This is a genomic window from Roseomonas sp. KE0001 (assembly GCF_016107285.1).
Classification (GTDB): Bacteria; Pseudomonadota; Alphaproteobacteria; order Acetobacterales; family Acetobacteraceae; genus Pseudoroseomonas.
This window is the reverse complement of sequence record NZ_RCVQ01000006.1, coordinates 19,437-43,097: the sequence shown is the minus strand read 5'-3', so window position 1 is coordinate 43,097 and position 23,661 is coordinate 19,437. Positions and strand designations below refer to the sequence as shown.

At 73.0% G+C, this 23,661-nt stretch carries 18 protein-coding genes; 3 read left to right on the top strand and 15 right to left on the bottom strand.

The window, feature by feature from the left end; genetic code table 11:
- Positions 1-6: 6 nt before the first annotated feature.
- The 4 genes from leuS to D9598_RS13020 all read right to left on the bottom strand — a co-directional run bounded on the left by leuS (position 7) and on the right by D9598_RS13020 (position 5,430).
- Complete coding sequence (gene leuS, locus D9598_RS13035; protein ID WP_198366964.1) at positions 7-2,610, bottom strand: leucine--tRNA ligase; 2,604 nt, start codon at positions 2,608-2,610, stop codon at positions 7-9.
- Between the two features lie 157 nt (positions 2,611-2,767).
- A complete protein-coding gene (locus D9598_RS13030) occupies positions 2,768-3,286 on the bottom strand; it encodes a DUF3576 domain-containing protein (RefSeq protein ID WP_198366963.1) in 519 nt (172 codons plus the stop codon).
- A gap of 126 nt (positions 3,287-3,412) precedes the next feature.
- Positions 3,413-4,645, bottom strand: a complete 1,233-nt coding sequence (locus tag D9598_RS13025) for a porin (RefSeq protein ID WP_198366962.1) — start codon at positions 4,643-4,645, stop codon at positions 3,413-3,415.
- A 116-nt stretch (positions 4,646-4,761) separates the two neighbouring features.
- Positions 4,762-5,430 carry a thiamine phosphate synthase gene (locus D9598_RS13020; RefSeq protein WP_198366961.1) on the bottom strand — a complete coding sequence of 223 codons (669 nt, stop codon included), beginning with the start codon at positions 5,428-5,430 and terminating at the stop codon, positions 4,762-4,764.
- A 3-nt stretch (positions 5,431-5,433) separates the two neighbouring features.
- Here D9598_RS13020 and D9598_RS13015 point away from each other — a divergent pair, with 3 nt between their 5' ends.
- Together D9598_RS13015 and D9598_RS13010 are read left to right on the top strand one after the other, a co-directional pair.
- The gene (locus D9598_RS13015) at positions 5,434-6,102 is read left to right on the top strand and encodes a YggS family pyridoxal phosphate-dependent enzyme (protein ID WP_198366960.1); all 669 of its coding nucleotides are present in this window, start codon (positions 5,434-5,436) and stop codon (positions 6,100-6,102) included.
- A gap of 64 nt (positions 6,103-6,166) precedes the next feature.
- Positions 6,167-7,513 carry an LLM class flavin-dependent oxidoreductase gene (locus tag D9598_RS13010; protein ID WP_198366959.1) on the top strand — a complete coding sequence of 449 codons (1,347 nt, stop codon included), beginning with the start codon at positions 6,167-6,169 and terminating at the stop codon, positions 7,511-7,513.
- 53 nt (positions 7,514-7,566) lie between these two features.
- On the opposite strand, the gene D9598_RS13005 is transcribed toward D9598_RS13010, so the two are convergent.
- The 5 genes from D9598_RS13005 to D9598_RS12985 all read right to left on the bottom strand — a co-directional run bounded on the left by D9598_RS13005 (position 7,567) and on the right by D9598_RS12985 (position 13,347).
- Entirely contained in the window at positions 7,567-7,869 is a 303-nt protein-coding gene (locus D9598_RS13005; RefSeq protein WP_198366958.1) for a putative quinol monooxygenase, read from the bottom strand.
- Positions 7,870-7,966: 97 nt separating this feature from the next.
- Positions 7,967-8,533 carry an XRE family transcriptional regulator gene (locus D9598_RS13000; protein ID WP_198366957.1) on the bottom strand — a complete coding sequence of 189 codons (567 nt, stop codon included), beginning with the start codon at positions 8,531-8,533 and terminating at the stop codon, positions 7,967-7,969.
- A gap of 122 nt (positions 8,534-8,655) precedes the next feature.
- Positions 8,656-10,431, bottom strand: a complete 1,776-nt coding sequence (locus tag D9598_RS12995; RefSeq protein WP_198366956.1) for a hydantoinase B/oxoprolinase family protein — start codon at positions 10,429-10,431, stop codon at positions 8,656-8,658.
- Positions 10,432-10,447: 16 nt separating this feature from the next.
- The gene (locus tag D9598_RS12990; protein ID WP_198366955.1) at positions 10,448-12,505 is read right to left on the bottom strand and encodes a hydantoinase/oxoprolinase family protein; all 2,058 of its coding nucleotides are present in this window, start codon (positions 12,503-12,505) and stop codon (positions 10,448-10,450) included.
- A 110-nt stretch (positions 12,506-12,615) separates the two neighbouring features.
- Entirely contained in the window at positions 12,616-13,347 is a 732-nt protein-coding gene (locus D9598_RS12985) for a haloacid dehalogenase type II (RefSeq protein WP_198366954.1), read from the bottom strand.
- Between the two features lie 186 nt (positions 13,348-13,533).
- Here D9598_RS12985 and pepN point away from each other — a divergent pair, with 186 nt between their 5' ends.
- Entirely contained in the window at positions 13,534-16,158 is a 2,625-nt protein-coding gene (gene pepN, locus D9598_RS12980) for an aminopeptidase N (RefSeq protein ID WP_198366953.1), read from the top strand.
- Positions 16,159-16,179: 21 nt separating this feature from the next.
- Here the strand turns inward: pepN and D9598_RS12975 are convergent, their stop codons facing one another.
- The 6 genes from D9598_RS12975 to coxB all read right to left on the bottom strand — a co-directional run bounded on the left by D9598_RS12975 (position 16,180) and on the right by coxB (position 23,634).
- Entirely contained in the window at positions 16,180-17,868 is a 1,689-nt protein-coding gene (locus D9598_RS12975; RefSeq protein ID WP_198366952.1) for a methyl-accepting chemotaxis protein, read from the bottom strand.
- 77 nt (positions 17,869-17,945) lie between these two features.
- The gene (locus D9598_RS12970; RefSeq protein WP_198366951.1) at positions 17,946-19,076 is read right to left on the bottom strand and encodes a c-type cytochrome; all 1,131 of its coding nucleotides are present in this window, start codon (positions 19,074-19,076) and stop codon (positions 17,946-17,948) included.
- Positions 19,073-19,747 (bottom strand): cytochrome c oxidase assembly protein, encoded by a 675-nt coding sequence (locus D9598_RS12965; protein WP_198366950.1) that lies wholly within the window; start codon positions 19,745-19,747, stop codon positions 19,073-19,075. The genes D9598_RS12970 and D9598_RS12965 overlap by 4 nt, the downstream gene beginning before the upstream one ends.
- Positions 19,747-20,124, bottom strand: a complete 378-nt coding sequence (locus D9598_RS12960; protein ID WP_198366949.1) for a hypothetical protein — start codon at positions 20,122-20,124, stop codon at positions 19,747-19,749. Before D9598_RS12960 ends, D9598_RS12965 begins: the two co-directional genes overlap by 1 nt.
- A gap of 10 nt (positions 20,125-20,134) precedes the next feature.
- Positions 20,135-22,660: a cytochrome c oxidase subunit I gene (gene ctaD / locus D9598_RS12955; protein ID WP_198366948.1), complete on the bottom strand. Its 2,526-nt coding sequence runs from the start codon at positions 22,658-22,660 to the stop codon at positions 20,135-20,137.
- Positions 22,657-23,634 (bottom strand): cytochrome c oxidase subunit II, encoded by a 978-nt coding sequence (gene coxB / locus D9598_RS12950; protein WP_232477199.1) that lies wholly within the window; start codon positions 23,632-23,634, stop codon positions 22,657-22,659. Before coxB ends, ctaD begins: the two co-directional genes overlap by 4 nt.
- Positions 23,635-23,661: the final 27 nt, after the last annotated feature.

Genomic DNA, 23,661 nt, shown 5'->3' with positions numbered 1-23,661 from the left:
ATGGCCTCAGACGACGAAGTTGACGATGCGGCCCGGGACATGGATGCGCTTCCTGATGGGGCGCCCGGCAATGGCGCGCTGGACATTCTCGTCCGCCTCCGCGGCGGCGAAGACGCTGGCCTCGTCGGCGCCCACCGGCACGGCGATGGTGGCGCGCAGCTTGCCCAGCACCTGAACGGCGAGGGTCACGCTGTCCGCCCGGGCGAGCTCGGCGTCCGATTCGAGCCAGGGCAGCTCCGCCACCAGGCCGGTGCCGGGGCGCAGCACGGACCACAGCTCCTCCGCCAGATGCGGCATCATCGGGCTGATCAGACGGGCCAGCGCCTCCAGCGCCTCGCGCCGGGCGGCGCCATCCTCCGACGCCGCGGCCTCGATGGCATTGGCGAATTCATGGATGCGGGCGACGGCCACGTTGAAGGAGAAGCTTTCCAGCGCCTCGGTCACGGCGGCGATGGTGCGGTGCGTGGCGCGGCGGAGGTCGCGCGCGGCCCCGGGGCCGGGCTCCTGCCCCGGCGGAGGCAGGCTGGGCGCCGCGCCCTGCACCAGCCGCCACAGGCGCTGGGTGAAGCGCGAGGCGCCGGAGACGCCGGCCTCGGTCCATTCCATGTCCCGGTCGGGCGGGTTGTCGGAGAGGATGAACCAGCGCGCCGTGTCGGCGCCGTAATTGTCGATGATGGCGCCGGGGTCGATGGTGTTGCGCTTCGACTTCGACATCTTGTCGTTGCGCGAGACGGTCACGGCGAGGCCGGTGGCCTTGTCCGTGGCGCTGCCATCGGCGGCGACCTCCACCTCGTCCGGCGCCAGCCAGCGGCCGTCCTGCGCCTTGTAGGAGGCGTGCTGGACCATGCCCTGCGTGAAGAGGCCGGCGAAGGGCTCGGAGATGGCGAGGTGCCCGGCCTGGTTCAGGGCGCGGGTGAAGAAGCGGGAATAGAGCAGGTGCAGGATCGCGTGCTCGATGCCGCCGATATACTGGTCCACCGGCAGCCAGCCATTCGCCGCCTCCGGCACCAGCGGCGTCTCCGCCTTCGGCGCGGTGAAGCGGGCGAAGTACCAGGAGCTGTCGACGAAGGTATCGAAGGTGTCGGTCTCGCGCCGGGCCGCGGCGCCGCAGGCGGGGCAGGCGACATGCTTCCAGCGCGGATGGTTGTCGAGCGGATTGCCGGGCAGGGTGAAGTCCACATCCTCCGGCAGGGTCACCGGAAGCTGGTCCTGCGGGACGGGAACGACGCCGCAGGCCTCGCAATGGATCACCGGGATCGGGCAGCCCCAGTAGCGCTGGCGCGAGACGCCCCAATCGCGCAGGCGCCAGTTCACCACGCCCTGGCCGGCGCCCTGCGCCTCCAGCGCGTCGATGGCGGCGCGCCTGCCCTCGGCGGTGGACTTGCCATCCAGGAAGCCGGAATTGATCAGCGTCCCGTCCTCGACATAGGCGGTGCCGCCGATGGCGAAGCCGGCGGCGTCCTCGCCGGGCGGCAGCACCACCGGCACCACCGGCAGGTCGTACTTGCGGGCGAAGTCGAGGTCGCGCTGGTCGCTCGAGGGGCAGCCGAAGATGGCGCCCGTGCCGTATTCCATCAGCACGAAATTGGCGATCCAGACCGGGTAGCTCTGGCCGTTGAACGGGTGGCGGACGCGGAAGCCGGTGTCGATGCCCCGCTTCTCGGCCTGCTCGATGGCGGCCTCGGAGGTGCCGAGGGCGCGCACCTCGGCGATGAAGCGGGCGATGGCCGGATCGCGCGCGGCGGCAGCGGCGGCGAGCGGGTGCTCGGCGGCGACGGCCAGGAAGCTCATGCCGAACAGCGTGTCCGGCCGGGTGGTGAAGACCTCGACCTCGTCCAGCCCGCCCACGGGCGACTCCACGGGGGCCTCCACGGGAGCCTCCAACGCGAAGCGCACCCGCGCGCCCTCGGAGCGGCCGATCCAGTTGGACTGCATCAGCTTCACCCGCTCCGGCCAGCGGTCCAGCCCGTCCAGGCCGGCCAGCAGCTCGGGGGCGAACCTGGTGATGGAGAGGAACCACTGGGAGAGCTTCTTCTTCTCCACCGGGGCGCCCGAGCGCCAGCCGCGCCCGTCGATCACCTGCTCGTTGGCGAGCACGGTGTTGTCCACCGGGTCCCAGTTGACCCAGCTTTCCTTCCGCTCGGCGAGGCCGGCCTTCAGCAGCTCCAGGAAGAGCTTCTGCTGCTGGCCGTAATAGCTCGGGTCGCAGGTGGCGAATTCGCGGTCCCACTCGATGGACAGGCCCATGCGCTTCAGCTCGGCCCGCATGGTGGCGATGTTCTGGTAGGTCCAGGCGGCGGGATGCACGCCGCGCTCGCGCGCCGCGTTCTCCGCCGGCAGCCCGAAGGCGTCCCAGCCCATCGGGTGCAGCACCTGATGGCCGCGCGCCCGCTTGTAGCGCGCCACCACGTCGCCCAGCGTGTAGTTCCGCACATGCCCCATATGGATCTTGCCGGAGGGGTAGGGGAACATCTCCAGCACGTAGTACTTCGCGCGCCCGGCATCGGGCACGTCCGGCACCGCGAAGCAGGCGCGGGCCTCCCATTCTTGCTGCCAGCGCGGCTCGGCGCGGGCGAAGTCGTAGCGGGCAGGCGTGGCGGCGTCGGTCATGGCACCAGGGCGATCGGCGGCGAAGGAAGGAAGCGGACGGTGGCTGGGGGAGAGGGATACGGCCTCGTCGCCGCCAAGGAAAGGGAAGGGCGGGAAATGATCTCCCGCGTCCTGGCGCCGGGGCCTTTCGCGCCCGGCGCCAGGATGCGGCCAGGCCTCAGCGGGAGGCCGTCTGGCTGCGCAGCTCGCGCGCCCGGGCGAGGATCTGGTTCTCCATGTCCACATTGGTGCTCTGCGCCACCGGCGCGTCCACCCAGGCGCCGTTGCGCTGTTCCTGGCGGAAGATCGAGACGCGGACGCCGTCGGAGCGCAGCTGGCGGCCGAGAACATAGGCGGTGGCGCGGAAGCGCTCGCCCGGCGTCGCGGGGGGCGAGTACCAGTCGGTGATGATGACGCCGCCGAAGGGATCGGCGGAGGACAGCGGCAGGAAGGACAGCGTATCCAGCGAGGCGCGCCAGAGATAGGCGTTCACGCCGAGGGCGCCGCCCTCCTGGCTGCCGCCGGCGGGCTGCGAGCGGTCGGTGCCGAAGACCAGGATGCCGTCCGATCCGCCGAGCCGTCCCTGCACGCGGGACCGCTTGCTGTCGTCGCCGTATTCGTCGTTCTGCACCTGGCGGCCCTGGCTGCAGGCCGCGAGGAGGGGGAGGATCAGCCCTAAGGCGAAAAGCTTGCGCATGGCGGCGGCACGATAGGCGGCCCGGGCGCGCGATCAAGCGCAAAAACGGAAGCGGCGCGATCGGAGGCGAAAACAGGAAAGGGCGGCGGGTTTCCCCGCCGCCCCGGCATGCCCGATCCCGAAGGATCAGAAGGCGATGCGGGTGCCCACGATGACGATGTTGGCATCGACGGCGTTGTTGTCGGTGCCGGCGGCGCCGGTGGCGAAGTTGAAGCCGTTCTCCTTGCGGCGGACCTGGTTGTACTCGGCGACCAGCGCCAGGCCCGGGGCCAGGGCGTAGGAGGCGCCGACCGACCAGCCGCGATCGACGCGGCCGGCGGCCACGGACTGGCTGCCCGCGGTGCGCAGATCGTAGGTGTTCGCGCCGATGGTCAGGCCGCTGAAGGTATAGGAGGCGCCGGCGAACCAGGAGGTCATGTCGCGGCCGTCGACCTGGCCCTTGGCCAGCGGGTTCCAGCCACCGTTCGAGGAGCCCCAGTTGTACCAGCCGCCGACCAGCAGGCCGTAGGCGGTGAACTGCGCGCCGACGACGCCCACGCTGATGTTGTCACCGGAGAGGCCGGTGGTGTTCTTGGCGACCTCGGAGCCGATGTAGCCGCCCGTGATGGACATGCCGACGCCGGAGAAGGAACCGCGGTAGCGGGCCGCCACCTGGTACTCGTTGCGGCGGCGCAGCGCGCCGGGGCCCGAGGTGAAGCGGTCGCAGCTGGCGTTCGGCAGGGTGCCGGCGCAGCCGACGTCCTCGCCCTCGCCGGTGTTGAAGGCAAAGCTGCCGCCGAAGTCGAAGCCGAAGAACTGCGGCGACATGTAGATGATCTTGGTGTTGTCGCCGATGTCACCGGGGTGCATCGTGGTCGCGCGCGGGGCGCCGATCACGCTGTCGAACCAGTCGCCGTCCATGCCGCCGGTGCCGAAGTTGGTGATGTGGCCGGAGTTCATCAGGCCGCCGAGGACGCCGTCCTCGTCACCCATGCGGAGCTGGCCGAGCTGCGGCGTGGCCACCCACATGTACATCTCGTCGGTGTCGACGCCCGTCTTGGACTGGGCGGCGAGGTTGTCCGACGCCGAGTTCGAGTTGTTGGACATGTCGACCTGAAGCTCGACGGTCGCGCCGTAGGTCAGGCCGTTGGCGGCCTTGCCGGCGACGATCACGTGGACCTCGGTGTCGGAGGCGAAGTCGGACTTGCCGGTGGAGACGCCGTTGTTGACGCCGCTCGACAGATCCTGGTCGGTGAAGCTGTAGTTGAAGCGGAAATAGCCGCCAACCCGAACCGTCGGGGCTTCCTGAGCCGCAACCGGGGCCGGCCCAAACACGGCGGCCGCGGCAACCGCAGTGGTCGCCAACAGAATCTTGCGCATCCCTAGTCCTCCTCACGCGCCGGAATGTGCCGGCTGGTCCCGCGGCCCGCCTGCCCCCCTCGGCAGGGTCCCTCGCCCCGAATGAAGCGGGTTTCAGGCCTGGGGCGGACTATGGTTCAGCCAGCCGAGGCGCGGCAATGCTCCGTGAAAGCGCTGCGCGACTTCCTTGAGACACTGTGGCGCGGAGGCAACAGGGCGGTGATGGCGGCCAGGCCACAGGCCGGCGGCGGCACCTGGCGGGCGGTGGCGGCGGTCACGCCACCCAGCGCCGCGACCGGCCGCCCGGCGCGGCGCGCCAGTGCGCTCCAGCGCCAGGGGCCGAGGGCGGGGGCGCCGGGATGGCTGGGCGTCGGGAAGATCGGCGAGAGGAAGACAAGGTCCGCCCCGAGTCGCCGCGCCCGGCGCAGGCCGGCCGGGCCATGCGCCGCCACCGAGAGGAAGGCCCCGGGCCGCCCCGCGCGGCGCGCCAGCAGGAAGGGCAGCAGGGCGGAGGTGGCAGGCCGGTCCGGCCAGTGCAGCCCGGCCCGCCAGGCCAGGGCCGGGCGCGGCGCGGCGCCGAGGAGCAGGACGAGCCTCCGCCGCCGCCCGAGTCGCGCCATCTCTCCGAGCAGGGCCGGGGGCAGGCCGCGGGCCACCACCCCGCCGCCGCGGGGCAGGCCGGCGGCGGCGGCCCTGGGGTCGGGCAGGCGCACCGGATCGCTGAACAGCCAGAGGCGGGGCAGCGCCGCGCCCCGCCAGCTGCGGCCCGGCTTGAGCCGGGATGCCGCGCCCTCTACCGTCCACATGCCATGGCCTCCATCTCCGACAACCTGAAGCACATCCAGGACCGCATCGCCGCCGCCTGCGCAAGCGCCGGGCGCGATGCCGCCGGCGTCACGCTCGTCGCCGTCTCCAAGTTCCATCCGGCCGACTCGGTGGCCGCCGCCCTGGCCGCCGGCCAGACGACCTTCGGGGAGAACCGGGTGCAGGAGGCGATGGGCAAGTTCCCGGACCTGCGCCCGGCCCATCCGGCGCTGCGCCTGCATCTGATCGGCGCCCTGCAGACCAACAAGGCGCGCGACGCCGTGCGGGTGGCCGATGTCATCGAGAGCCTCGACCGGCCGCGGCTCGCCGCCGCCCTGGCCGAGGCCATGCGGCGCGAGGGGCGGCGGCCCGCCCTGCTGGCGCAGGTCAATATCGGCCGGGAGCCGCAGAAGGCCGGGATCGATCCGGACCGGCTGGCGGACTTCCTCGCCGAATGCCGGGAGGCGCATGGCCTCGCCATCGAAGGGCTGATGTGCATCCCCCCGGCCGCGGAGGACCCGGCGCCGCATTTCGCGGCGCTGGCGGAAAGCGCCGCGCGACTCGGCCTTCGCACCCTTTCGATGGGGATGAGCGGCGATTTCGAGACCGCGATCCGCCACGGTGCGACACATGTCCGGGTAGGCACGGCGATCTTCGGCGAGCGCCAGGCCTGAGGCGGCTTCCATCCGAGACGAAGAGGATATTATAGTGGACGGCGCACCCCACCGGAGCGCCGTCATGTCCCGCCAGATCCGCCTGAACGCCTTCGACATGGCCTGCCTCGGGCATATTCAGCAGGGGCTCTGGACGCATCCGCGCGACAACAGCCTGGGCTACAACCGCCTGGAGCACTGGGTAGATCTGGCCCGGACGCTGGAGGCCGGGCTGTTCGACGGCCTCTTCCTGGCCGATGTGCTCGGCATCTACGATGTGCTGGGCGGCGGGCCGGAGGCCGCGCTGCGGGGGGCGGTGCAGGTGCCGCTGCTTGACCCGGCGATGCTGGTCCCGGCCATGGCGGCGGCGACCACGCATCTCGGCTTCGGCATCACCTGCAACCTGGCCTATGAGCCGCCCTTCCTCTTCGCCCGGCGGATGTCCACGCTGGACCACCTGACGCGCGGGCGCGTCGGCTGGAACATCGTCACCGGCTATCTCGACAGCGCGGCGCGCGCCATGGGCCTGGCGCGGCAGATGGCGCATGACGACCGCTACGACCTGGCTGAAGAGTATATGGAGGTGGTCTACCGCCTCTGGGAAGGCAGCTGGGCCGGGGACGCCGTGCGGGCGGACCGGGCCGCCGGGCTCTATGCCGATCCCGCCCGGGTCCGGCGGGTGCGGCATGCCGGGCCGCAGTACCAGCTCGACGCCATCCATCTCTGCGAGCCCTCGCCGCAGCGCACGCCGCTGCTCTATCAGGCCGGCGCCTCGGACCGGGGCCGCGCCTTCGCCGCGCGGCATGCCGAATGCGTCTTCCTCAATGGCGGGCCGAAGCCGCAGGTGGCGGCGCTGGTGGCCGATCTGCGCGCCCGGGCCGCGCCACGGCCCATCCAGGTGCTGGTCGGCGCCACGGTGATCGTGGGGGCGACCGAGGCCGAGGCGCGCGACCTGCTGGAGGAGTATCGCCGCCACGCCAGCGTCGAGGGGGCGCTCGCCCATGCCGCCGCCTCGCTGGGCATCGACTTCGACCGCTACGGCATGGACGAGCCGATCGAGGCCGGCGGCAGCCAGGCGATCCAGTCCAATGTCACCGCGATGCGGCAGGCGGCGGGCGCGGTGCTGACCAAGCGGAGGCTGATCGACCAGTTCGTCCTGGGCAGCCGGCAGCCGCCGATCGTCGGGTCCGCCACGCAGGTGGCGGAGGCGCTGCTGGCCTGGGTCGCCGAGGCCGATGTCGACGGCTTCAACCTCTCCCGCACGGTCATGCCGGAAGGGCTGGAGCGATTCGTCCGCCTGGTGGTGCCGATCCTGCAGGAGCGGGGCGCCTACAAGACCGGCTACGCGCCCGGCACCTATCGCGAGAAGCTGTTCGGCGCCGGGCCGCTGCTGGCGCCCCCGCATCCGGCGGCCGGCCTCCGCCTGGCGTGAAGGCCGGCCCGGGGCGCGCCGTGGCTCAGGCGGCCAGGGCCAGGATGCGGGCGTCAGGATGCGGGGGTCAGGATATGGATCGCCCGGCTCGCCACCATCTCCTTCGTGCGCTCGCCATAGGCCTGCATGTGCGGCGAGGCGGCATGCGCCTTCAGCGCCTCCGGGCTGGCCCATTTCTCGACGACGACGAAGCTGTCCGGCCCGAAGGCGGCGGGCGTGCGCTCGGCGTCGATGGCCGGGCCGTATTCGATGCAGCCCTCCTCGGCCAGCACCGCCGGCATATTGGCGCGGAACTCCCGCAGCACGGCCTCGCGCTGGCCCGGCTTGGCGGTGATGATGGCGATGACATGGATCATGCGATGGACGCTCCCTTGGCGGGGCCTGTCGCCGGCCCCGGACAGCCGGGATGCTAGGGGGCGGAGGGCGGCCTGCCAACCGGCCGGCGGCCGCCCCTCACCGCCGCAGCAGCGCCACCAGGTAGCGGCACGCCGCCGTGCCGGGATTGTGGAAGCGGCAGGGCGCGGGCGGGCCGAGACGGAGACAGTCGCCCGGATGCATCTCGTGCCGCGAGGCGCCCTGCGTGAAGTCCAGCCGCCCTTCCAGCAGCAGGATCTGCTGGTCCTGGATGAAGGCGAAGGCGGCGGCGGGGTAGTCCACCGAACGGCCTGGCGGCAGCACGCCCTCCACCAGCTCCAGCGGTGTCGGCGGGCCACCGGCCGGCGTCACCGCGCGGCGGGTGAAGCCGGTTTCCGGATCGCTCCAGAGCGGCTGGGCGGCGGCGGGCAGGAGCTGGCCGGCGCCGTGCTCCACACGCGCCAGCAACTGCGACAGGCTGAGGCCGAAGGCGCCGGACAGCCGGCCGAGCAGGGCGGCGGTGGGGCTGACCTCGTCCCGTTCGATCTTGCTGATCATCGCCTTGGAGACACCGGAGCGCTCGGCCAGCTCGGCGAGCGACCAGCCGCGGGCCTCGCGCTCGGCCTTCAGCCGCTGGGCGAGGAGGGATGCGGCATCGGCGGGCATGGCGCGGAGCATAGGCAGGCGGCCGGATGGTGGCCAGAGGGGGGGAATCGGGGGGGGGCTGCCAGGGCGGAATGGCCGGCGCCTCCCCCTGGTCACCCCCTCCTTGGTCATCTCTCGGGGGGCTATCGGCCCGTGCGGAGCGCGCGGGTCGCGGCCTCGTCGATGCCCTCCCCGGCGATCGCCACGCCGTAGTCGCGCCGGGCGGTGGCGGGGGAGATCAGCCCGTCCAGCACATCCTCCAGCACCCGCGCCGGGTCGCGCCGGAAGGGGTCGCCATAGCCGCCGCCGGCCGGACCCTCGCAGAGGAAGGTGTCGCCCGCCTTCACCGCCCGGTGCGGCACCTTGGAGGGCAGCGCCGCCGTGCCGCCCGCCGCGCCGAGCAGGCTGAGCCGGGCGGTGGCGCCCGCGCCGCCGCCGAGGAAGCCCCAGGGCCGGTGCGCGTGGCCCTCGCCCTCGACCGAGGTGCCGGCATCGGTCAGGAAGCGAATCTCGCGCACCGAGCCGAGGCCGCCGCGCCACTCGCCGGCGCCGGCCTCGTCCTCGCGCAGCTCGTAGCGGGTCACGCGCAGCGGCAGGTGGCTCTCGATGTCCTCGATCGGGTTGTTGCGGGTGTTGGCGTAGAGCGTGTCCACCGCGTCCATGCCGTCCTGCCCGGGCCGCCCGCCATAGGCGCCCTCGAAGATCTCCATGTGCACCCAGTGCCCCTCCTCGCGCAGACCGGAGAAGGCGATGACCTTGAGGTTGCCGATGCCGGCCGAGACCTGTCCCGGCACCGCCTGGGCCAGCGCCTTCATCACCGTGTCGGCCAGCTGGTTGCCCGGGCAGAAGCGGGCGATGGTGGGCGCCGGGAAGGTCGGGTTGGCGAGGCAGCCCCGCGGCGCGCGGATCTCGATCGGCCGCGTCAGCCCCTCGTTCACCGGGACATGGCCGAGGATGGCGGTGTCCAGCAGCACCGAGCGGACGGTGAGCCAGACGGCGACATCCACCGTGCCATGGAAGGGCATGTTGATCGGCCGGTCCGGGATCTGCGGCGCGGTGCCCTCGAGGTCCACCACCAGCCCGTCGCCGACCTTGGTGACGGTGGCGACGATCGGCAGGTCGCGCCGCGCCGGGTCGTCCAGGTAGCCGTCGATCCGCGTCTCGGCGCGCCAGCTCCCCTCGGGCAGGGCGGCGATGGCGCGGCGCATCAGCCGCTCGGCCTGGTCCAGCATGGCGGCGCAGGTGGCGCGGAAGCCGGCCAGGCCATGCTGCGCGACCAGCGCCGCCATCCGCTCGGCGCCGATGCGGCTGGCCGCCACCTGCGCCTCCATGTCGCCCACCACCAGCTCCGGCGCGCGCAGGTTGTCGCGCAGCATCTGCCAGACCGCCTCGTTGCGGACGCCGCGATCATGGACCTTGATCGCCCGGAAGCGCAGCCCCTCGGCATAGGCGTCGATGGCGTCGACGATGCCGCAGGAGCCGGGCGTCAGCGCGCCGATGTCGAGATGATGCGCCGTGGTGACGGAGAAGCCGACGAGGTGCTCCCCCGCCTGATCCACGTGAAACACCGGCACCAGGAAGGCGACGTCCGGCCCGTGGCTGGCGCCGCCGTAGGGGTCGTTGTGCATGATGACGTCACCGGGCCGGACCGGCTCGCCCCGCGCGGCGAGCGTCGCCAGCACCGCCTTGACGTAGCCGGGGATGGGGCCGGATTGCAGCGGCGTGGATTGCGCCGATTCCGCCAGGCCCTGCCCGGTCTCGTCGGTCAACGCGGCGCCGAAATCCTCGGACTCGCGAATGATCGAGGAATAGGCCATCCGCATCAGCTTGTAGCCGACCTCGACGGCGATGGTCTCCAGCGCGCCCTGCAGCACGCTGACGGTGACCGGGTTGACGGCATCCGGGGTGGTGTCGCGCATGGCTCCGTCTCCGGGCTCAGAGTTCGATCAGCAGGTTGCCGCCGGCCTCGGCGGTCAGGCGGCAGCCGGGCGGCACCACCGTGGTGCTGTCGGTCTGCAGCACGATGGCCGGGCCGGGGATCGCCGCGCCCACCGGCAGCAGCTCGCGCCGCAGATAGGGCGTGTCGTGCACCTCCGGCGCCTCGGCGCTGCCGAAGACCACCGGGCCGCGCCGGACCAGCGCCTCCGTGAGCGATCCGCCCACCCGTGGCGGCGGCGCGCCGAGATGGGGCCGCGGGATGGCGCCGGTGACGCGCAGGTTGACGATCTCGACCACCCGCTCGGGGAAGGCGTGGCCGTATTCCGCCTTGTGCTGGGCGTGGAAGCGCGCGAGCAGGGCCGCCGCATCCGCCTCCTCCGCCGGCCAGGCGACGCGCAGCTCGTAGCCCTGGCCGGCGTAGCGCAGGTCGGCGGCGCGGCTGAAGCGCGCCGCGGCGGCGGGCAGGCCGTCGGCGGCGAAGCGCGCGGCGATCTGCGCCTCCATGGCGGTGAAGTCGGCGGCGATGCGCGGCAGGTCCATCGCGTCCGACAGCTGGAAGCAGGTGCGCACGGCATCGACCGAGAGGTCGGTGGTCAGCAGCCCCATGGCCGAGGTGATGCCCGGATGCGGCGGCACCAGCACGGCGCGCCCCTCCAGCAGGCGCGCCACCTCGGCCCCGTGCAGCGGCCCGGCGCCGCCGAAGGCGACCAGGGCGTAGTCGCGCGGGTCGATGCCCTTCTGCACCGTGCGGCTGCGGATGGCGTTCGCCATGTTGGCGTTGACGACCGTGAGGATGCCGAGCGCCGCCGCCTCCAGACCGAGGCCCATCCGCTGCGCGAAGCGGCCGACCGCGTCACGCGCCGCGGCGGCATCGAGCGTCATGCCGCCGCCGAGGAAGTTCTCCGGGTCGAGCCGGCCGAGGACGATGTTGGCGTCCGTCACCGTCGCCTCGGTGCCGCCGCGCCCGTAGCCGGCGGGGCCCGGCTGCGCGCCGGCCGATTGCGGCCCCACCCGGAAGGCGCCGCCGGCATCCTGCCGGGCGATGGAGCCGCCACCGGCGCCGATGGTGTGGATGTCGATCATCGGCACCAGCAGCGGGAAGCCGGCGATCCAGGTGTCGCGCGCCGAGGCCTCGCCGAAGCGGCCCCGACTGACGATGGCGATGTCGGCCGAGGTGCCGCCGATGTCGAAGGTGATGAGGTCGTCCCGGCCGGAGAGCCGGCCGGCCCAGGCGCCGCCCAGCACCCCGGCGGCGGGGCCGGAGAGCATGGTCAGCACCGGCTGCTCCGCCACCATGGCGACCGAGGCGACGCCGCCCGTCGAGCCCATCACCTGCAGGTCGCCGCCGACGCCGGCCTCGCGCAGCCGGGCGGCCAGGCGGGAGACATAGTCGCGCACCTTCGGCCCGACGAAAGCGTTCATGGCGGCGGTGGTGAAGCGCTCGAACTCGCGGAACTGCGGCGCCACCTCGGCCGAGGTGGTGACGAAGGCCTCCGGATACTCCTCCCGGACGATGTCCCGCGCCCGCAGCTCATGCGCCGGGTTGAGGTAGGAGAAGAGGAAGCAGATGGCGATGGCCTCGACCCCCGCGGCCCGGAGTTCCCGGGCGGCGGCGCGCACCTCGTCCTCGTCCAGCGGCACCAACACCTCGCCACGCGGCGGCACCAGCCGCTCGGTCACGACATGGCGGTGGCGGCGGCGCACCAGCGGCCGCGCCTGCCAGGGGATCTGCTGCTGGATGGAATAGTGCTCCGGCCGCTGGTGCCGGCCGATGTGCAGAACGTCGCGGTAGCCGCGCGTGGTGATCATCCCCGTCAGCGCGCCGCGGTGCTCCAGCACGGCGTTGGTGGCGATGGTGGTGCCGTGCAGCACCTGATCGACCGCCCCCGGCGCGAGGCCGGCCTTGCCGCACAGCTCGACCACGCCGCGCGTGACGCCGAGGGAGGGATCGGCCGGGGTGCTGGAGACCTTGTGGATCACGGCGCGGCCGCTGGCGGTCTCGGCCAGCACCAGATCCGTGAAGGTTCCGCCCACATCGACGCCGATCAGATTCATGACGATCCCAGCCTCCCTCATGCCATGCGGCGGCGGGCCGCGCGCCGGAGGCCAGCAAGCGTCATGCCAGGGCGGCCCGGCTCCGCGACGCCGACGGATCGGGCGCCGCCCTATTCCCCGAGCCGCGCCTTCTCCGCCTGGTGCGCCGCCGCCAGCCCGGCCAGCGAGGCGAAGCGGAAGTCGTAGCCGGCGCCGGACGAGGGCGGCGACGCGGCGCCCCAGCCTTCCGGATGGCGCCGCCGGTCGATCCAGGCGGAGGCGAGGCCCATCCGCTTGGCCGGCGCATGGTCGTGGAACAGGCTCTGCGCGACATGCAGGACCTCCCCCTGGCCATGGCCGAGGGCGGCCAGCCGCGCCAGCAGGTGTTCGAAATTGCGCAGGCTGGGCTTGTAGCTGCCGATATCCTGGGCGGTACAGACGATGTCGAAGGCGGTCCCGAACCGCTGGGCGCTGCCGGCGAAGCTCGCGCGGTCCACATTGGACAGGATGGCCAGCCGGTAGTGCCGCTTCAGGTAGGCCAGCGCCCCGGCGGCGTCGGGGAAGGCCGGCCAGTCCGGCACGGAGGCGCCGAAGCGCAGATGTTCCGCCTCGTCCGGCTCGATGCCCCATTCATCGGCCAGCTGGCGGTGCACATTCGCCAGCAGGCCGGAATAGAGCATGCCGGGGGATTCCGCCTGCAGGGTGGATTCATGCCGGACGAAGGCCTCGAGAACCGTGTCGCGGTCCAGTTCCAGCCCGCCACGCCGCAGCAGGGGCCGCAGGCCGGCATGGACGCCGCTTTCCCAGTCGATGAGCGTGCCGTAGCAATCGAAGGTCAGTACGCGGAAATCCTGCAGGCGCATCGCGTCGTCTCCGGCGGCCGGGTGGGGTCAGCGTGGCATGTCCGGGCCCCGGCGGGGAAGCGCGGAATCCGCCTCCGCCCGCCGCCCGGTCGGGGGGGTGGCCCAGGGGACGGTCAAGGGGATGGTCAAGGGGCGCCCAGGGTCCATACTGCCGGCCCGAATGCCGCGCAGACCGAGGGCGATGCCATGACCGCCGAACCATCCGCCACCACGCCCCCGCCGACCATCCGCCGCGAGGATTATCGCCCGCCGGCCTTCCTGGTCGACGAGGTCGATCTGCACTTCGCCCTGCACCCGGCGGCGACGCGGGTGCGCGCCCGGCTGGCGCTGCGGCGCAATCCGGCGGCGCCGGCGGCGGCGGATCTGCTGCTGGACGGCGAGGCGCTGCGGCTTGTCGCGGCGCGGCTGGACGGCGAGGTGCTGCCGCCCGCGCGGATGCGGGCCGAACCGGGCGGCGGGCTGGCCGTGCTCGGCGTGCCCGATGTCTTCACCCTGGAGACCGAGGTGGAGATCGACCCGGAGGCCAACAGCGAGCTGTCGGGCCTGTACCGCTCGGGCGGCAACTACTTCACGCAGTGCGAGGCGGAGGGCTTCCGCCGCATCACCTACTTCCCCGACCGGCCGGACGTGATGGCGCGCTACACGGTGACGCTGGAGGCCGACAGGGCTGGCTGTCCCGTGCTGCTCTCCAACGGCAACCCGGACGGCGCGGGCGATCTGCCGGAGGGCCGGCACTGGGCGCGCTGGACCGACCCGCATCCGAAGCCCTCCTACCTCTTCGCCGTGGTGGCGGGCGACCTGGTGGCGCTGCGCGACCGTTTCACCACCCGCTCGGGCCGCGAGGTCGCGCTCGCCATCTGGGTGCGGCGCGGCGACGAGGACGCCTGCGACCACGCCATGGATGCGCTGAAACGCTCGATGCGGTGGGACGAGGAGGCCTATGGCCTCGAATATGACCTCGACGTGTTCAACATCGCCGCCGTCTCGGACTTCAACATGGGGGCGATGGAGAACAAGGGGCTCAACATCTTCAACACCAAGTACATCCTGGCCCGGCCGGAGACGGCGACGGATGCGGATTACGAGGGCATCGAGACCGTTGTCGCGCATGAATACTTCCACAACTGGACCGGCAACCGCGTCACCTGCCGCGACTGGTTCCAGCTTTCGCTGAAGGAAGGGCTGACGGTCTTCCGCGACCAGCATTTCAGCGCCGACCAAGGCAGCGCCGCGGTCCGGCGCATCGCCGATGTCCGCCGCCTGCGCGCCGCCCAGTTCCCAGAGGATGCGGGGCCGATGGCGCATCCCGTGCGGCCGGATTCCTACGTCGAGATCAACAACTTCTACACCGCCACGGTCTACCAGAAGGGCGCCGAGGTGGTGCGGATGATGCGGGCCCTGATCGGTGAGGCGAACTTCCGCAAGGGGATGGACCTCTACATCGCCCGGCACGACAACCAGGCGGTGACGATCGAGGATTTCGTCGCCGCCATGCAGGAGGCTTCCGGCACCGACCTTTCCGCCTTCACCCGCTGGTACGCCCAGGCCGGCACGCCGGAGGTGGCGGTGCGCGAGGCCTTCGACGCCGCCGCGGGCCGCTACACCCTGACGCTGGCGCAATCGACGCCGCCGACGCCGGGCCAGCCGGAGAAGCTGCCGGTGCCGATCCCGGTGGCCATGGGGTTGATCGGCCCCGATGGGCGGCCGGCGGCCGCGCCGCGCGTGCTGCTGCTGGAGGAGGCGGAGCGGGATTTCGTCTTCGAGGGGCTGCGGGAACAGCCCGTGCCTTCGCTGCTGCGCGGCTTCTCGGCGCCGGTGAAACTGTCCGGCCTGCCGCTGGAGAGCCTGGCCTTCCTGGCGGCGAAGGACAGCGACCCCTTCGTCCGCTGGGAGTCCGGCCAGCAATACGCCACGACCGAGATGCTGCGCCTCGTGGGCGACGTCCGCGCCCAGCGCCCGCTCGTCCTGCCGGAGGGGCTGGCCGGCATCACCGCCGCGCTGCTTGACCGGGCGGAGGAGGACCGTGCCTTCGCCGCCGAGGCCCTGGTGCTGCCCTCCGAGGATTTCGTCGCCGACCAGATGCCGGTGGCCGATCCGGAGGCCGTGCACGCGGTGCGCCGCTTCCTGCGCCGCGCGCTGGGCACGCGCTTCGCCGCCCGCCTCGCCGCGCTGCACGACCGGCTGGCCGATTCCGGCCCCTACCGGACGGATGGTGCCGCCATCGGGCGGCGGGCGCTGCGCAATGCCGCGCTGTCCTATCTCGCCGCCGCCGAGGGCGGCGATGGGCTGGCGCGGGCCGAGGCGCAGTACGCGGCGCGGCAGAACATGACCGACGTGCTGGCGGCGCTGCGCGTCCTGGCCGATGCGGAAGGCCCGGCTCGCGAGGCCGCGCTGGAGGATTTCCACGCCCGCTGGCGGCACGACGAGCTGGTGCTGGACAAGTGGTTCGCGATCCAGGCCACCGCCGACCGCCCGGACCTGCTGGCGCAGGTCGAGGCCCTGTCGCGGCATGCCGATTTCGACCTGCGCAACCCGAACCGGGTGCGCGCGCTGATCGGCGCCTTCGCCAGCGGCAATCCGGCCTGGTTCCACCATGCCTCCGGCGAGGGCTACCGCTTCCTGGGGGGAATGGTCGCGCGGCTCGACGCGGTGAACACCCAGGTCGCGGCCCGCATGGTCGGGCCGCTCGGCCAGTGGAAGCGCCAGGACGCCGCGCGCGGGGCGATGATGCGGCAGGAGCTGGAGCGCATCCTGGCCCGGCCCGGCCTCAGCAAGGGCACTTACGAGAAGGTCTCGAAGGCCCTGGCCTGAGGCGTCCGGGCGCGCCGCCGCTCAGGCGGCGCGCACCCGCGTGGTGAAGTCGCGCACCTCGCCGTTCAGCCGCTCGGACTGCCGCGAGAGCTCGGAGGCGGCCGCCAGCACCTGCGAGGCGGCGGCCCCGGTGTTGCTGGCGCCCTGGCTCACCAGGCCGATCGACTGCCCGACCGCCGTCGTCGCCTGCGCGGTCTGCTGCACCGTGCGGGCGATCTCGCTGGTGGCGGCGCTCTGCTCCTCCACCGCCGCGGCGATGGCCACGGTGATCTGGCTCATCTCGTTGATGGTGCTGACGATGCGGCGGATCTCGCCGACCGCCTCCTGGGTCGCCTGCTGGATCTGGCCGATCTGGCCGCCGATCTCCTCGGTCGCCTTCGCGGTCTGCGCGGCCAGCGACTTCACCTCGCTCGCCACCACCGCGAAGCCCTTGCCGGCCTCGCCCGCCCGCGCCGCCTCGATCGTCGCGTTCAGCGCCAGCAGGTTGGTCTGCCCGGCGATGTCGCTGATCAGCCCGACCACGTCGCCGATGCGGCCGGCGCCCTCGGCCAGGGTGGAGACCGTCGTGTCGGTGCGCTGCGCGTTCTCCACCGCCTGCCGGGCCACGCCGGTGGCCTGGGCGACCTGCCGGCTGATCTCCTGGATGGCACTGGTCAGCTGCTCCGTCGCCGCCGCCACGGTCTGCACGCCGCCGCTCGCCTCGCCGGCGGCGGTGGCGACCTGGCTGGCCTGGCCGTTGGTCTGCTCGGCCGTGCCGCTCATGTCGCGCGCGGTGGCCTCCAGCTCGGTCGAGGCGGAGGACAGGATGCCGACCATCTCGCCGACACGGGCCTCGAAGCCGCGCACCAGCTCGGCCAGCGCCAGGGCGCGCTGCTCCTTGCCCCGCCGGTCGGCCTCCTGCGCGGCCCGCAGGCGGTCGGCCTCGATCAGGCTCTCCTTGAAGCTCCGCACGGCGGTGGCGATGGCGCCCAGCTCGGTGCCGCGGCCAAGATCCGGAACCTCGGCCTCCAGCCGGCCCGCGGCCAGCGCCTCCATCGGCCGCAGGATGGCGGCGATGCCCTGGCCGATGCCCCGGACCATCAGCACGCCGAGGCCGACGGCCAGCACCACGGCGAGCGTCAGGACGCCGAGGGTCAGCGAGCCCAGGGTGGCGGTGGTCTCGGCGCCCTGCCGGCGGGCGGCGTCCGCCTGCTGGCCCGCGGTCTCGATCAGCCAGTCGATCACGCCGGCGGCGCCCTCCGCCGCCTGGCGCACGGCCTGCTGGTTGAGCGCCTCGGCCTCGGCCAGGCGGCCCGCGCGCACCAGCTCGGCCACGCGGGCGGCGCCGGACTTGTAGGCCGCCCAGTGCCGCGCCAGCTCGTCGACCATCTGCTGCCCGGCCGGGGTGGTGATATGGCGCCGGAAATCCCGTATCGCGGTGTCGAAGCCGGTGGCCTGCCGCTCCACCCGCCGGGCCTGCTCCTCCAGGGCCGGCGCGTCCTTGACCAGGAGCAGGTAGAGCACCGAGACGCGCGCCTCGTTCAGCGCCGCGCGCAACCCCCCGGCCTCGCGCAGGGCGGGCAGGCGGCTGTCGGCGATCCGGCTGCTGACCTCGTCCATCCGGGACAGGCCATGCAGGGACATGCCGCCCATCGCGGCCAGGAGCAGGAGCATCAGGCCGAAGCTGCAGGTCAGCTTCGCCTTGATCGAGAGGCGTTGAAGCAGGGGCATGCGGATCGGGCCTTTCCGGTCTTCCTGCCTCCAGCCTCCCATCTGAAGATTACCAAACCTTCAGCGCCGCCGCGATTTCAGGGCGAGCCGGGTGCCCGCGCGGCGAACCAGGCGGAGACGGCGCGGGCCGCCTCCGCCGGAAGGCGGCGGCCGATCGTCTCCATCACCGGGCCGTGGGGGCCGCCACCCCGCGGCGCCGCCTCCCGCCAGAGGCGGAGCTGGTTCTCCAGATAGGCGGCGTGCTGGCCATCCAGGCGCGGCCAGGCCGGGTTGCGGGCCAGGGCGGCGGCGCCGTGGCAGGACAGGCAGGCCGGGACACCCTCCGCCGGCAGCCCTTCCCGCGCGATCCGCCCGCCCTCGGCCAGCAGGCCCGGCGCGGCCTCCCGCGACGGGGCGGCCGTTGCTGGAACGGCAGGTGCCTGGGCGGCGAAATGCGCCGCCAGGGCGCGCAGCGCCGCCTCGTCCGCGCGTGCCGCCGGAGGCTGCATCATGCCGCTGCGGCGGCGGCCCTCGGAGAAGGCGCGCAGCGTGTCGTGGAGATAGGCCTCGCTCTGCCCGGCGAGGATCGGGAAGGCCTCGTTCTCCCGCCCCCGCCCGTCGACACCGTGGCAGCGGGCGCAATCGGCCAGCATGTCCTGCAGGGGCGCGGCCAGGCTCTCGCCGCCGGCGACGCCGGAGCCCGGCTGCCGCCCCGCGGCCGCGCCGAAGGCCAGATCGCGGTAGCGCTCGGCCTCCATCCGCGGCAGCGCCCGGAGAAAGGCGACCATGGCCCAGATCTCGTCATGCCGCCCGGGCTCCACCCAGGCCGGCATGCCGCTGTAGCGCACGCCGTGCTGGACGATGCGGAACAGCTGCTCCGGCGTCCAGGCGTCGAGCGCCCGGCCGAAATCCGGCGGCGGCGGCAGACTGGCCTGGACGATGGGGTTCTGCCGCTCGCCCGGCGCGCCGTGGCAGGGGGCGCAGCCGGTGGCGTAGTGCCCGGCACCCCGGTGCAGCAGGGCGGGATCGTCCAGCGGCGGTGCCGCGATGCCGAGGGCGTGGGTGCGGACCGAGTTCCGCATCACCCAGTGCAGGAACCACTCCGTCACCGCCCAGTGCCCGCCGCTGGCGCCGATGTTGATGACGCCGGACCAGCCGACCAGCATCCCGCCGAGCAGCAGGGCGGCGAGGCCGAGCAGCACGCGCTTCCAGGTCAGGCGCAGGGTCATCGCGTTTCCTCCGGGGCGGGATCGCGCAGCAGCCGCGCCGCCAGCCAGAGGCCGCCGGCCAGATAGGCGCCGCCGCCGGCCAGCAGCATCACCACGCCGCCCAGGGCCTGGTCCTCCAGCGCCGTCAGGCCCGGGATGCCCTCGCCGGGGGCATGGGCCGCATGGCCCGGATACGCCTCGTGGCGGTAGAGCGGGCGCGGGGCGAGGCCGATCAGCGCGCCGAGCAGCGTCATGTGCATCGAGGTCAGCAGCAGGCCCAGGATGCCGGCGGCCTGGCGCGGCCGGCTCTCCGCCGCCCCGGCGCCCAGACAGCTCAGCCAGACCAGGGTCGCGGCGGCGAGGAAGCTCGCCTGCTCCAGCGCCATCAGTCCGAGGCTCTCGCGCGCCGCCCGGTGCGGCCCGGGCGCGTGCCAGCCCCAGATGACGACGAACTCGATGGCCGAGGCCAGGACCGGGGTACCCGACAGCCGGTCCAGCGCCCCGCCGGACGGGCAGCGTGCCGCCAGGCCCAGCGCCAGCAGCGGTGCCGCCACCGCCACCACCGCCATGTGCATCGCCATGTGGCCGGTGAAGGAGGCGCCGAGCGCCCAGCGCAGCGGCCCGCCCCAGGCCAATGCCAGGACGCCCAGCGCCAGCACGCCGAGGCCGAGGGGCAGGGCGAGGCCGCGCATCAGCGGCAATCCGCGATGGTCAGCGCCGGCAGTGCGACGAAGAGCACGGCCACGAAGCTGAGCGCGCAGAGCAGCAGCGTCGCGAAGCCGAGGAAGCGCTGCCGGTCATCGTCGGTCGGATCATCGTGCGGCGGATCCGCCGTGCCGAAGCCCCAGTGGCGCCGTGCCTGACGCCCGGCCACCAGGATCAGCGCCAGGGCCAGCAGCGTGGCGAGTCCGACGCCGAGGCGCGGCAGCGGGATGGCGGCGAAGGGATCGCCCGCCTTGGCGCAGGCCACGGAGCCCAGCACGTAGCAGAGCAGGAAGTGCAGCGCCCAGATGGCGGGCGGCGCCAGCAGGGTCCAGAGATCGGCATGGCGGCGGTTGTGGATCAGCATGCCGCCCGCCTCATCCGACCAGCGGGAAGAGGGCGACGGTCGCCAGGGTGACGAAGCCGGTCAGCGCCGCGAAATGCCAGTAGAGGACGACATTGTGCAGGTCGATGTCGTGCTCGGGGGTCAGCCGGCCGGCCAGGCTGCGGGCCAGGGCGTAGAGGCTCATGACGATGCCGAGCGCGAGGTGCAGCGCCGCCCAGATCAGCAGCACCCAGACGGCGGCGGGATAGGCGTGGCTGGTCGGGTCCAGCCCTTCCGCCCAGGGGCCGGCCAGCATGGCCAGGGCGCCCGCCGCCGCCAGCAGCGCCGCGCCGGCCAGTGCCGCGCGGGGCGCCGCGATGCCGCCCTGCCCGCTCCAGCGCCGCGCCGCCAGCATCAGCCCCCAGGCGCCGGCGGTGGCGAGCGCGGCGAGGCCGGGCCAGAGCAGGCCGGGCCCGAGCGGCAGGCCGTCGGGCCCGGGCGGCGGGAAGACCGGATGGATGGTCCAGAAGTAGAAGTAGCTGAAGACCAGGCTGGCGAAGGCGGTCATGTCGCCGGTCATGGTGATGAACATCGCCCACCAGCCGACCGAGCGGATGCCCGAGGCATAGAGCGGCAGCGCGACGCCCTGCCCGATGTCCTTCTCGCGCTTCTCCGGGATCACCGCCGTGCCGCGCCAGAGCCAGAGGATGATGGCGGCCATGGCGGCAAGGCCGAGGACCAGCCCCGCCCGGTAGAGGTGGAAGGTGGTCAGGATGAAGACCGCGCCGGTCAGCGCCGCCGCGATCATCGGCAGGAAGCTGTTGCCGGGCACGCGCAGGCACTGGATCGGCCGCGCGTCGAGCACGGAGGTGACGAGCGTCTCGCGCCGGCCCTCCTCCGCGTCGGGCAGGAACTCCAGGCCCTGGTCGACACGGCGCGGCAGGTCCGGATCGTCCCAGAGCGGGTAGCGCGAGCGGATGGCGGGCACGCTGCGCACGCCGTATTCCGGCCCGGGCAGCGGGTTCAGCCATTCCAGCGTGCCGGCGTTCCACGGGTTGCGCGGCGCCGGCGGGCGGCGGCGATAGCCCCAGACGGCGTCCCAGGTGAAGAGCAGCACGCCGGCGGCGAAGATCGCGGCGCCGATCGAGGAGACCAGGTTCAGCGTGTCCCAGCCGATGCCGGCGGGATAGGTGAAGACGCGGCGCGGCATGCCGCGCAGCCCGGTGACGTGCATCGGCAGGAAGGCGATGTTGAAGCCCAGGAACATCAGCCAGAACACCCAGCGGCCCAGCCGGTCGGAGAGCTTCCGCGCCATCACCAGCGGGAAGTAGTAGTAGGCGCCGGCGATCAGCGGCAGCACCATGCCGCCGATCAGCACGTAGTGCAGGTGCGCGACGACGAAGTAGCTGTCGTGCGCCTGCCAGTCGAAGGGGGCGATGGCCACCATCACGCCGGTCAGCCCGCCGATGATGAAGATGGCGAGCGCGCCGGCAGCGAAGAGCATCGGCACCGAGCGCGTCATCCGCCCCGCCAGCATGGTGGCGAGGAAGACGAAGATCTGAACGCCCGTGGGGATCGCCACCGCCTCGGAGGCGGCGGAGAAGAAGCCGAGCGAGATCGCCGGCAGGCCCACGGTGAACATGTGGTGGACCCACAGGCCGAAGCTCAGGAAGCCGGTGCCGACGGCGGCGAGCACGATCCAGGAATAGCCGATGATCGGCCGCTGCGCGAAGGTCGGCACGATCATCGCCAGCAGCGCGATCGAGGGCAGGAAGACGATGTAGACCTCGGGGTGGCCGAAGATCCAGAACAGGTGCTGCCACAGCACCGGGTCGCCGCCGCGGCTGACGTCGAAGAAGGGCCAGCCGGCCAGCCGCTCCAGCTCGAACAGGATGTCGCCCGCGATCAGCGGCGGGAAGGCGAAGAGGATCATGCCGCCGACGATCAGCACGTACCAGCAATAGAGCGGCATGGTGTTGATGCGCATCCCCGGCGGCCGGCACTTCAGCACGCCGACGATGAGCTCGACGGCGGCGGCGATCGAGGCGACCTCGATGAAGGAGAGGCCCAGCAGCCAGATATCGGCGCCGATGCCGGTGAGCGCGGGGTCGGTGGTCAGCGGCGGGTACATGAACCAGCCGGCATCGGGGGCGGCGTTGAAGAGGATCGAGCCGCAGACGAAGATCCCGCCGATCAGGAAGCACCAGTAGCCATAGGCGGAGAGGCAGGGGAAGGGCAGGTCGCGCGCCGCCAGCATGGTGGGCAGGATGAGGATCGCCACAGCCTCGAAGATCGGCACGGCGAACAGGAACATCATCGCCGTGCCGTGCAGCGTGAAGGCCTGGTTGTAGAGCCCGGCCGGGATCAGGTCGTTGTCCGGCACGGCGAGCTGCGCCCGCACCAGCAGCGCCAGCGCGCCGGCGAAGAGGAAGAACAGGAAGGCGGTGGCGGTGTACCAGCGCCCCACCTCGGTGTTGTTCACCGCCGACCAGTAGCGCAGGCCCCGGGGCGTCTCCCAGGCCTGCTCCAGCCGCGCCTCCTGCGCCGCGCGGCGGGCCTCGTCCGGCGCCGTGCTCATCGCAGGTCTCCGAGCCAGCCGGCGATGGCCTCGAGCTCGCCGCGCGGCAGCATGGCGTAGTCCGGCATGCGCGCGGCCGGCTTGATCTGGCCGACCCGCGCGATGAAGGCGGCGCGCTGCGCGGCGGTGTTCTCCAGGATGCCGGCGCCGAGGCCGCGCCGGCCGCCGAGATGCGTCAGGTCCGGCCCGATCACGCCACGCGCCGAGGTGCCGCGCACGCTGTGGCAGGCGCCGCAGCCATGCTTCAGGAAGGCCTCGCGGCCCGGCCCCGCGGCGGTGGCCGGCGCCGCCTCGCGCGCCAGGAAGGCGGCGAAGTCCGCGGGCTCCATCACCTCGACCTCGAAGGCCATCAGCGCGTGCGAGGCGCCGCAGAACTCGGCGCAGGCCCCGCGGTAGAGCCCCGCCTTCCGCGGCTCCAGCACCAGGCGGTTGGTGCGGCCGGGGATCATGTCCATCTTACCGGCCAGGTTCGGTATCCAGAAGGAATGGATGACGTCGCGCGCGGAGAGGCGCAGCTCGACCCGCTCGCCGCGCGGCAGGCGCAGCGCGTTGGCGCTGACCACCGGGGCGCCGCCGGGCGGGTGATAGCGGACGCGCCACCAGAACTGCTCGGCCTCGACCTCGACGAGGAGCGGCCCGCCGGGGGCGCGCAGCGCCGGCATCAGCACCAGGCCGTACACCAGCAGCACGGCGAGCAGCAGCGTCGGCACCACCGCGCCGCCCCAGAGGATCAGGCGCCCCGCGGCGCGCGGGCTCCAGGGCCGGGCGCGGCGCCGGGCGGCATGCAGCGAGAGCGCCAGCATCAGCAGCCAGATGATGGTGCCGGCGGCCAGCATGACCCAGAACAGGCGCGCCAGCTCGGCCGCCTCGAAACCCGCCGGGTCCAGCGCGGACTGGATGCCGGAGCAGCCAGGCAGCAGCAGCAGGCCTCCGCCGGCACGCCAGAGACCTGTCATGCCGGAGGTGTCGCGCAAATCCCCAAGCTCCCGCTGCCCCGCCGT

Excerpts from the sequence above, each read along its gene's own strand:
- ctaD (WP_198366948.1), bottom strand. The coding sequence starts at position 22,660 with ATGAGCACGGCGCCGGACGAGGCCCGCCGCGCGGCGCAGGAGGCGCGG.
- D9598_RS13010 (WP_198366959.1), top strand. The coding sequence starts at position 6,167 with ATGTCCCGCCAGATCCGCCTGAACGCCTTCGACATGGCCTGCCTCGGG.
- D9598_RS12990 (WP_198366955.1), bottom strand. The coding sequence starts at position 12,505 with ATGAATCTGATCGGCGTCGATGTGGGCGGAACCTTCACGGATCTGGTG.
- D9598_RS13025 (WP_198366962.1), bottom strand. The coding sequence starts at position 4,645 with ATGCGCAAGATTCTGTTGGCGACCACTGCGGTTGCCGCGGCCGCCGTG.
- D9598_RS12970 (WP_198366951.1), bottom strand. The coding sequence starts at position 19,076 with ATGACCCTGCGCCTGACCTGGAAGCGCGTGCTGCTCGGCCTCGCCGCC.
- leuS (WP_198366964.1), bottom strand. The coding sequence starts at position 2,610 with ATGACCGACGCCGCCACGCCTGCCCGCTACGACTTCGCCCGCGCCGAG.
- D9598_RS13005 (WP_198366958.1), bottom strand. The coding sequence starts at position 7,869 with ATGATCCATGTCATCGCCATCATCACCGCCAAGCCGGGCCAGCGCGAG.
- D9598_RS12995 (WP_198366956.1), bottom strand. The coding sequence starts at position 10,431 with ATGCGCGACACCACCCCGGATGCCGTCAACCCGGTCACCGTCAGCGTG.
- D9598_RS13030 (WP_198366963.1), bottom strand. The coding sequence starts at position 3,286 with ATGCGCAAGCTTTTCGCCTTAGGGCTGATCCTCCCCCTCCTCGCGGCC.
- pepN (WP_198366953.1), top strand. The coding sequence starts at position 13,534 with ATGACCGCCGAACCATCCGCCACCACGCCCCCGCCGACCATCCGCCGC.
- D9598_RS12965 (WP_198366950.1), bottom strand. The coding sequence starts at position 19,747 with ATGCGCGGCCTCGCCCTGCCCCTCGGCCTCGGCGTGCTGGCGCTGGGC.
- D9598_RS12985 (WP_198366954.1), bottom strand. The coding sequence starts at position 13,347 with ATGCGCCTGCAGGATTTCCGCGTACTGACCTTCGATTGCTACGGCACG.
- D9598_RS13015 (WP_198366960.1), top strand. The coding sequence starts at position 5,434 with ATGGCCTCCATCTCCGACAACCTGAAGCACATCCAGGACCGCATCGCC.
- D9598_RS13020 (WP_198366961.1), bottom strand. The coding sequence starts at position 5,430 with ATGTGGACGGTAGAGGGCGCGGCATCCCGGCTCAAGCCGGGCCGCAGC.
- D9598_RS12960 (WP_198366949.1), bottom strand. The coding sequence starts at position 20,124 with ATGCTGATCCACAACCGCCGCCATGCCGATCTCTGGACCCTGCTGGCG.
- D9598_RS13000 (WP_198366957.1), bottom strand. The coding sequence starts at position 8,533 with ATGCCCGCCGATGCCGCATCCCTCCTCGCCCAGCGGCTGAAGGCCGAG.
- D9598_RS12975 (WP_198366952.1), bottom strand. The coding sequence starts at position 17,868 with ATGCCCCTGCTTCAACGCCTCTCGATCAAGGCGAAGCTGACCTGCAGC.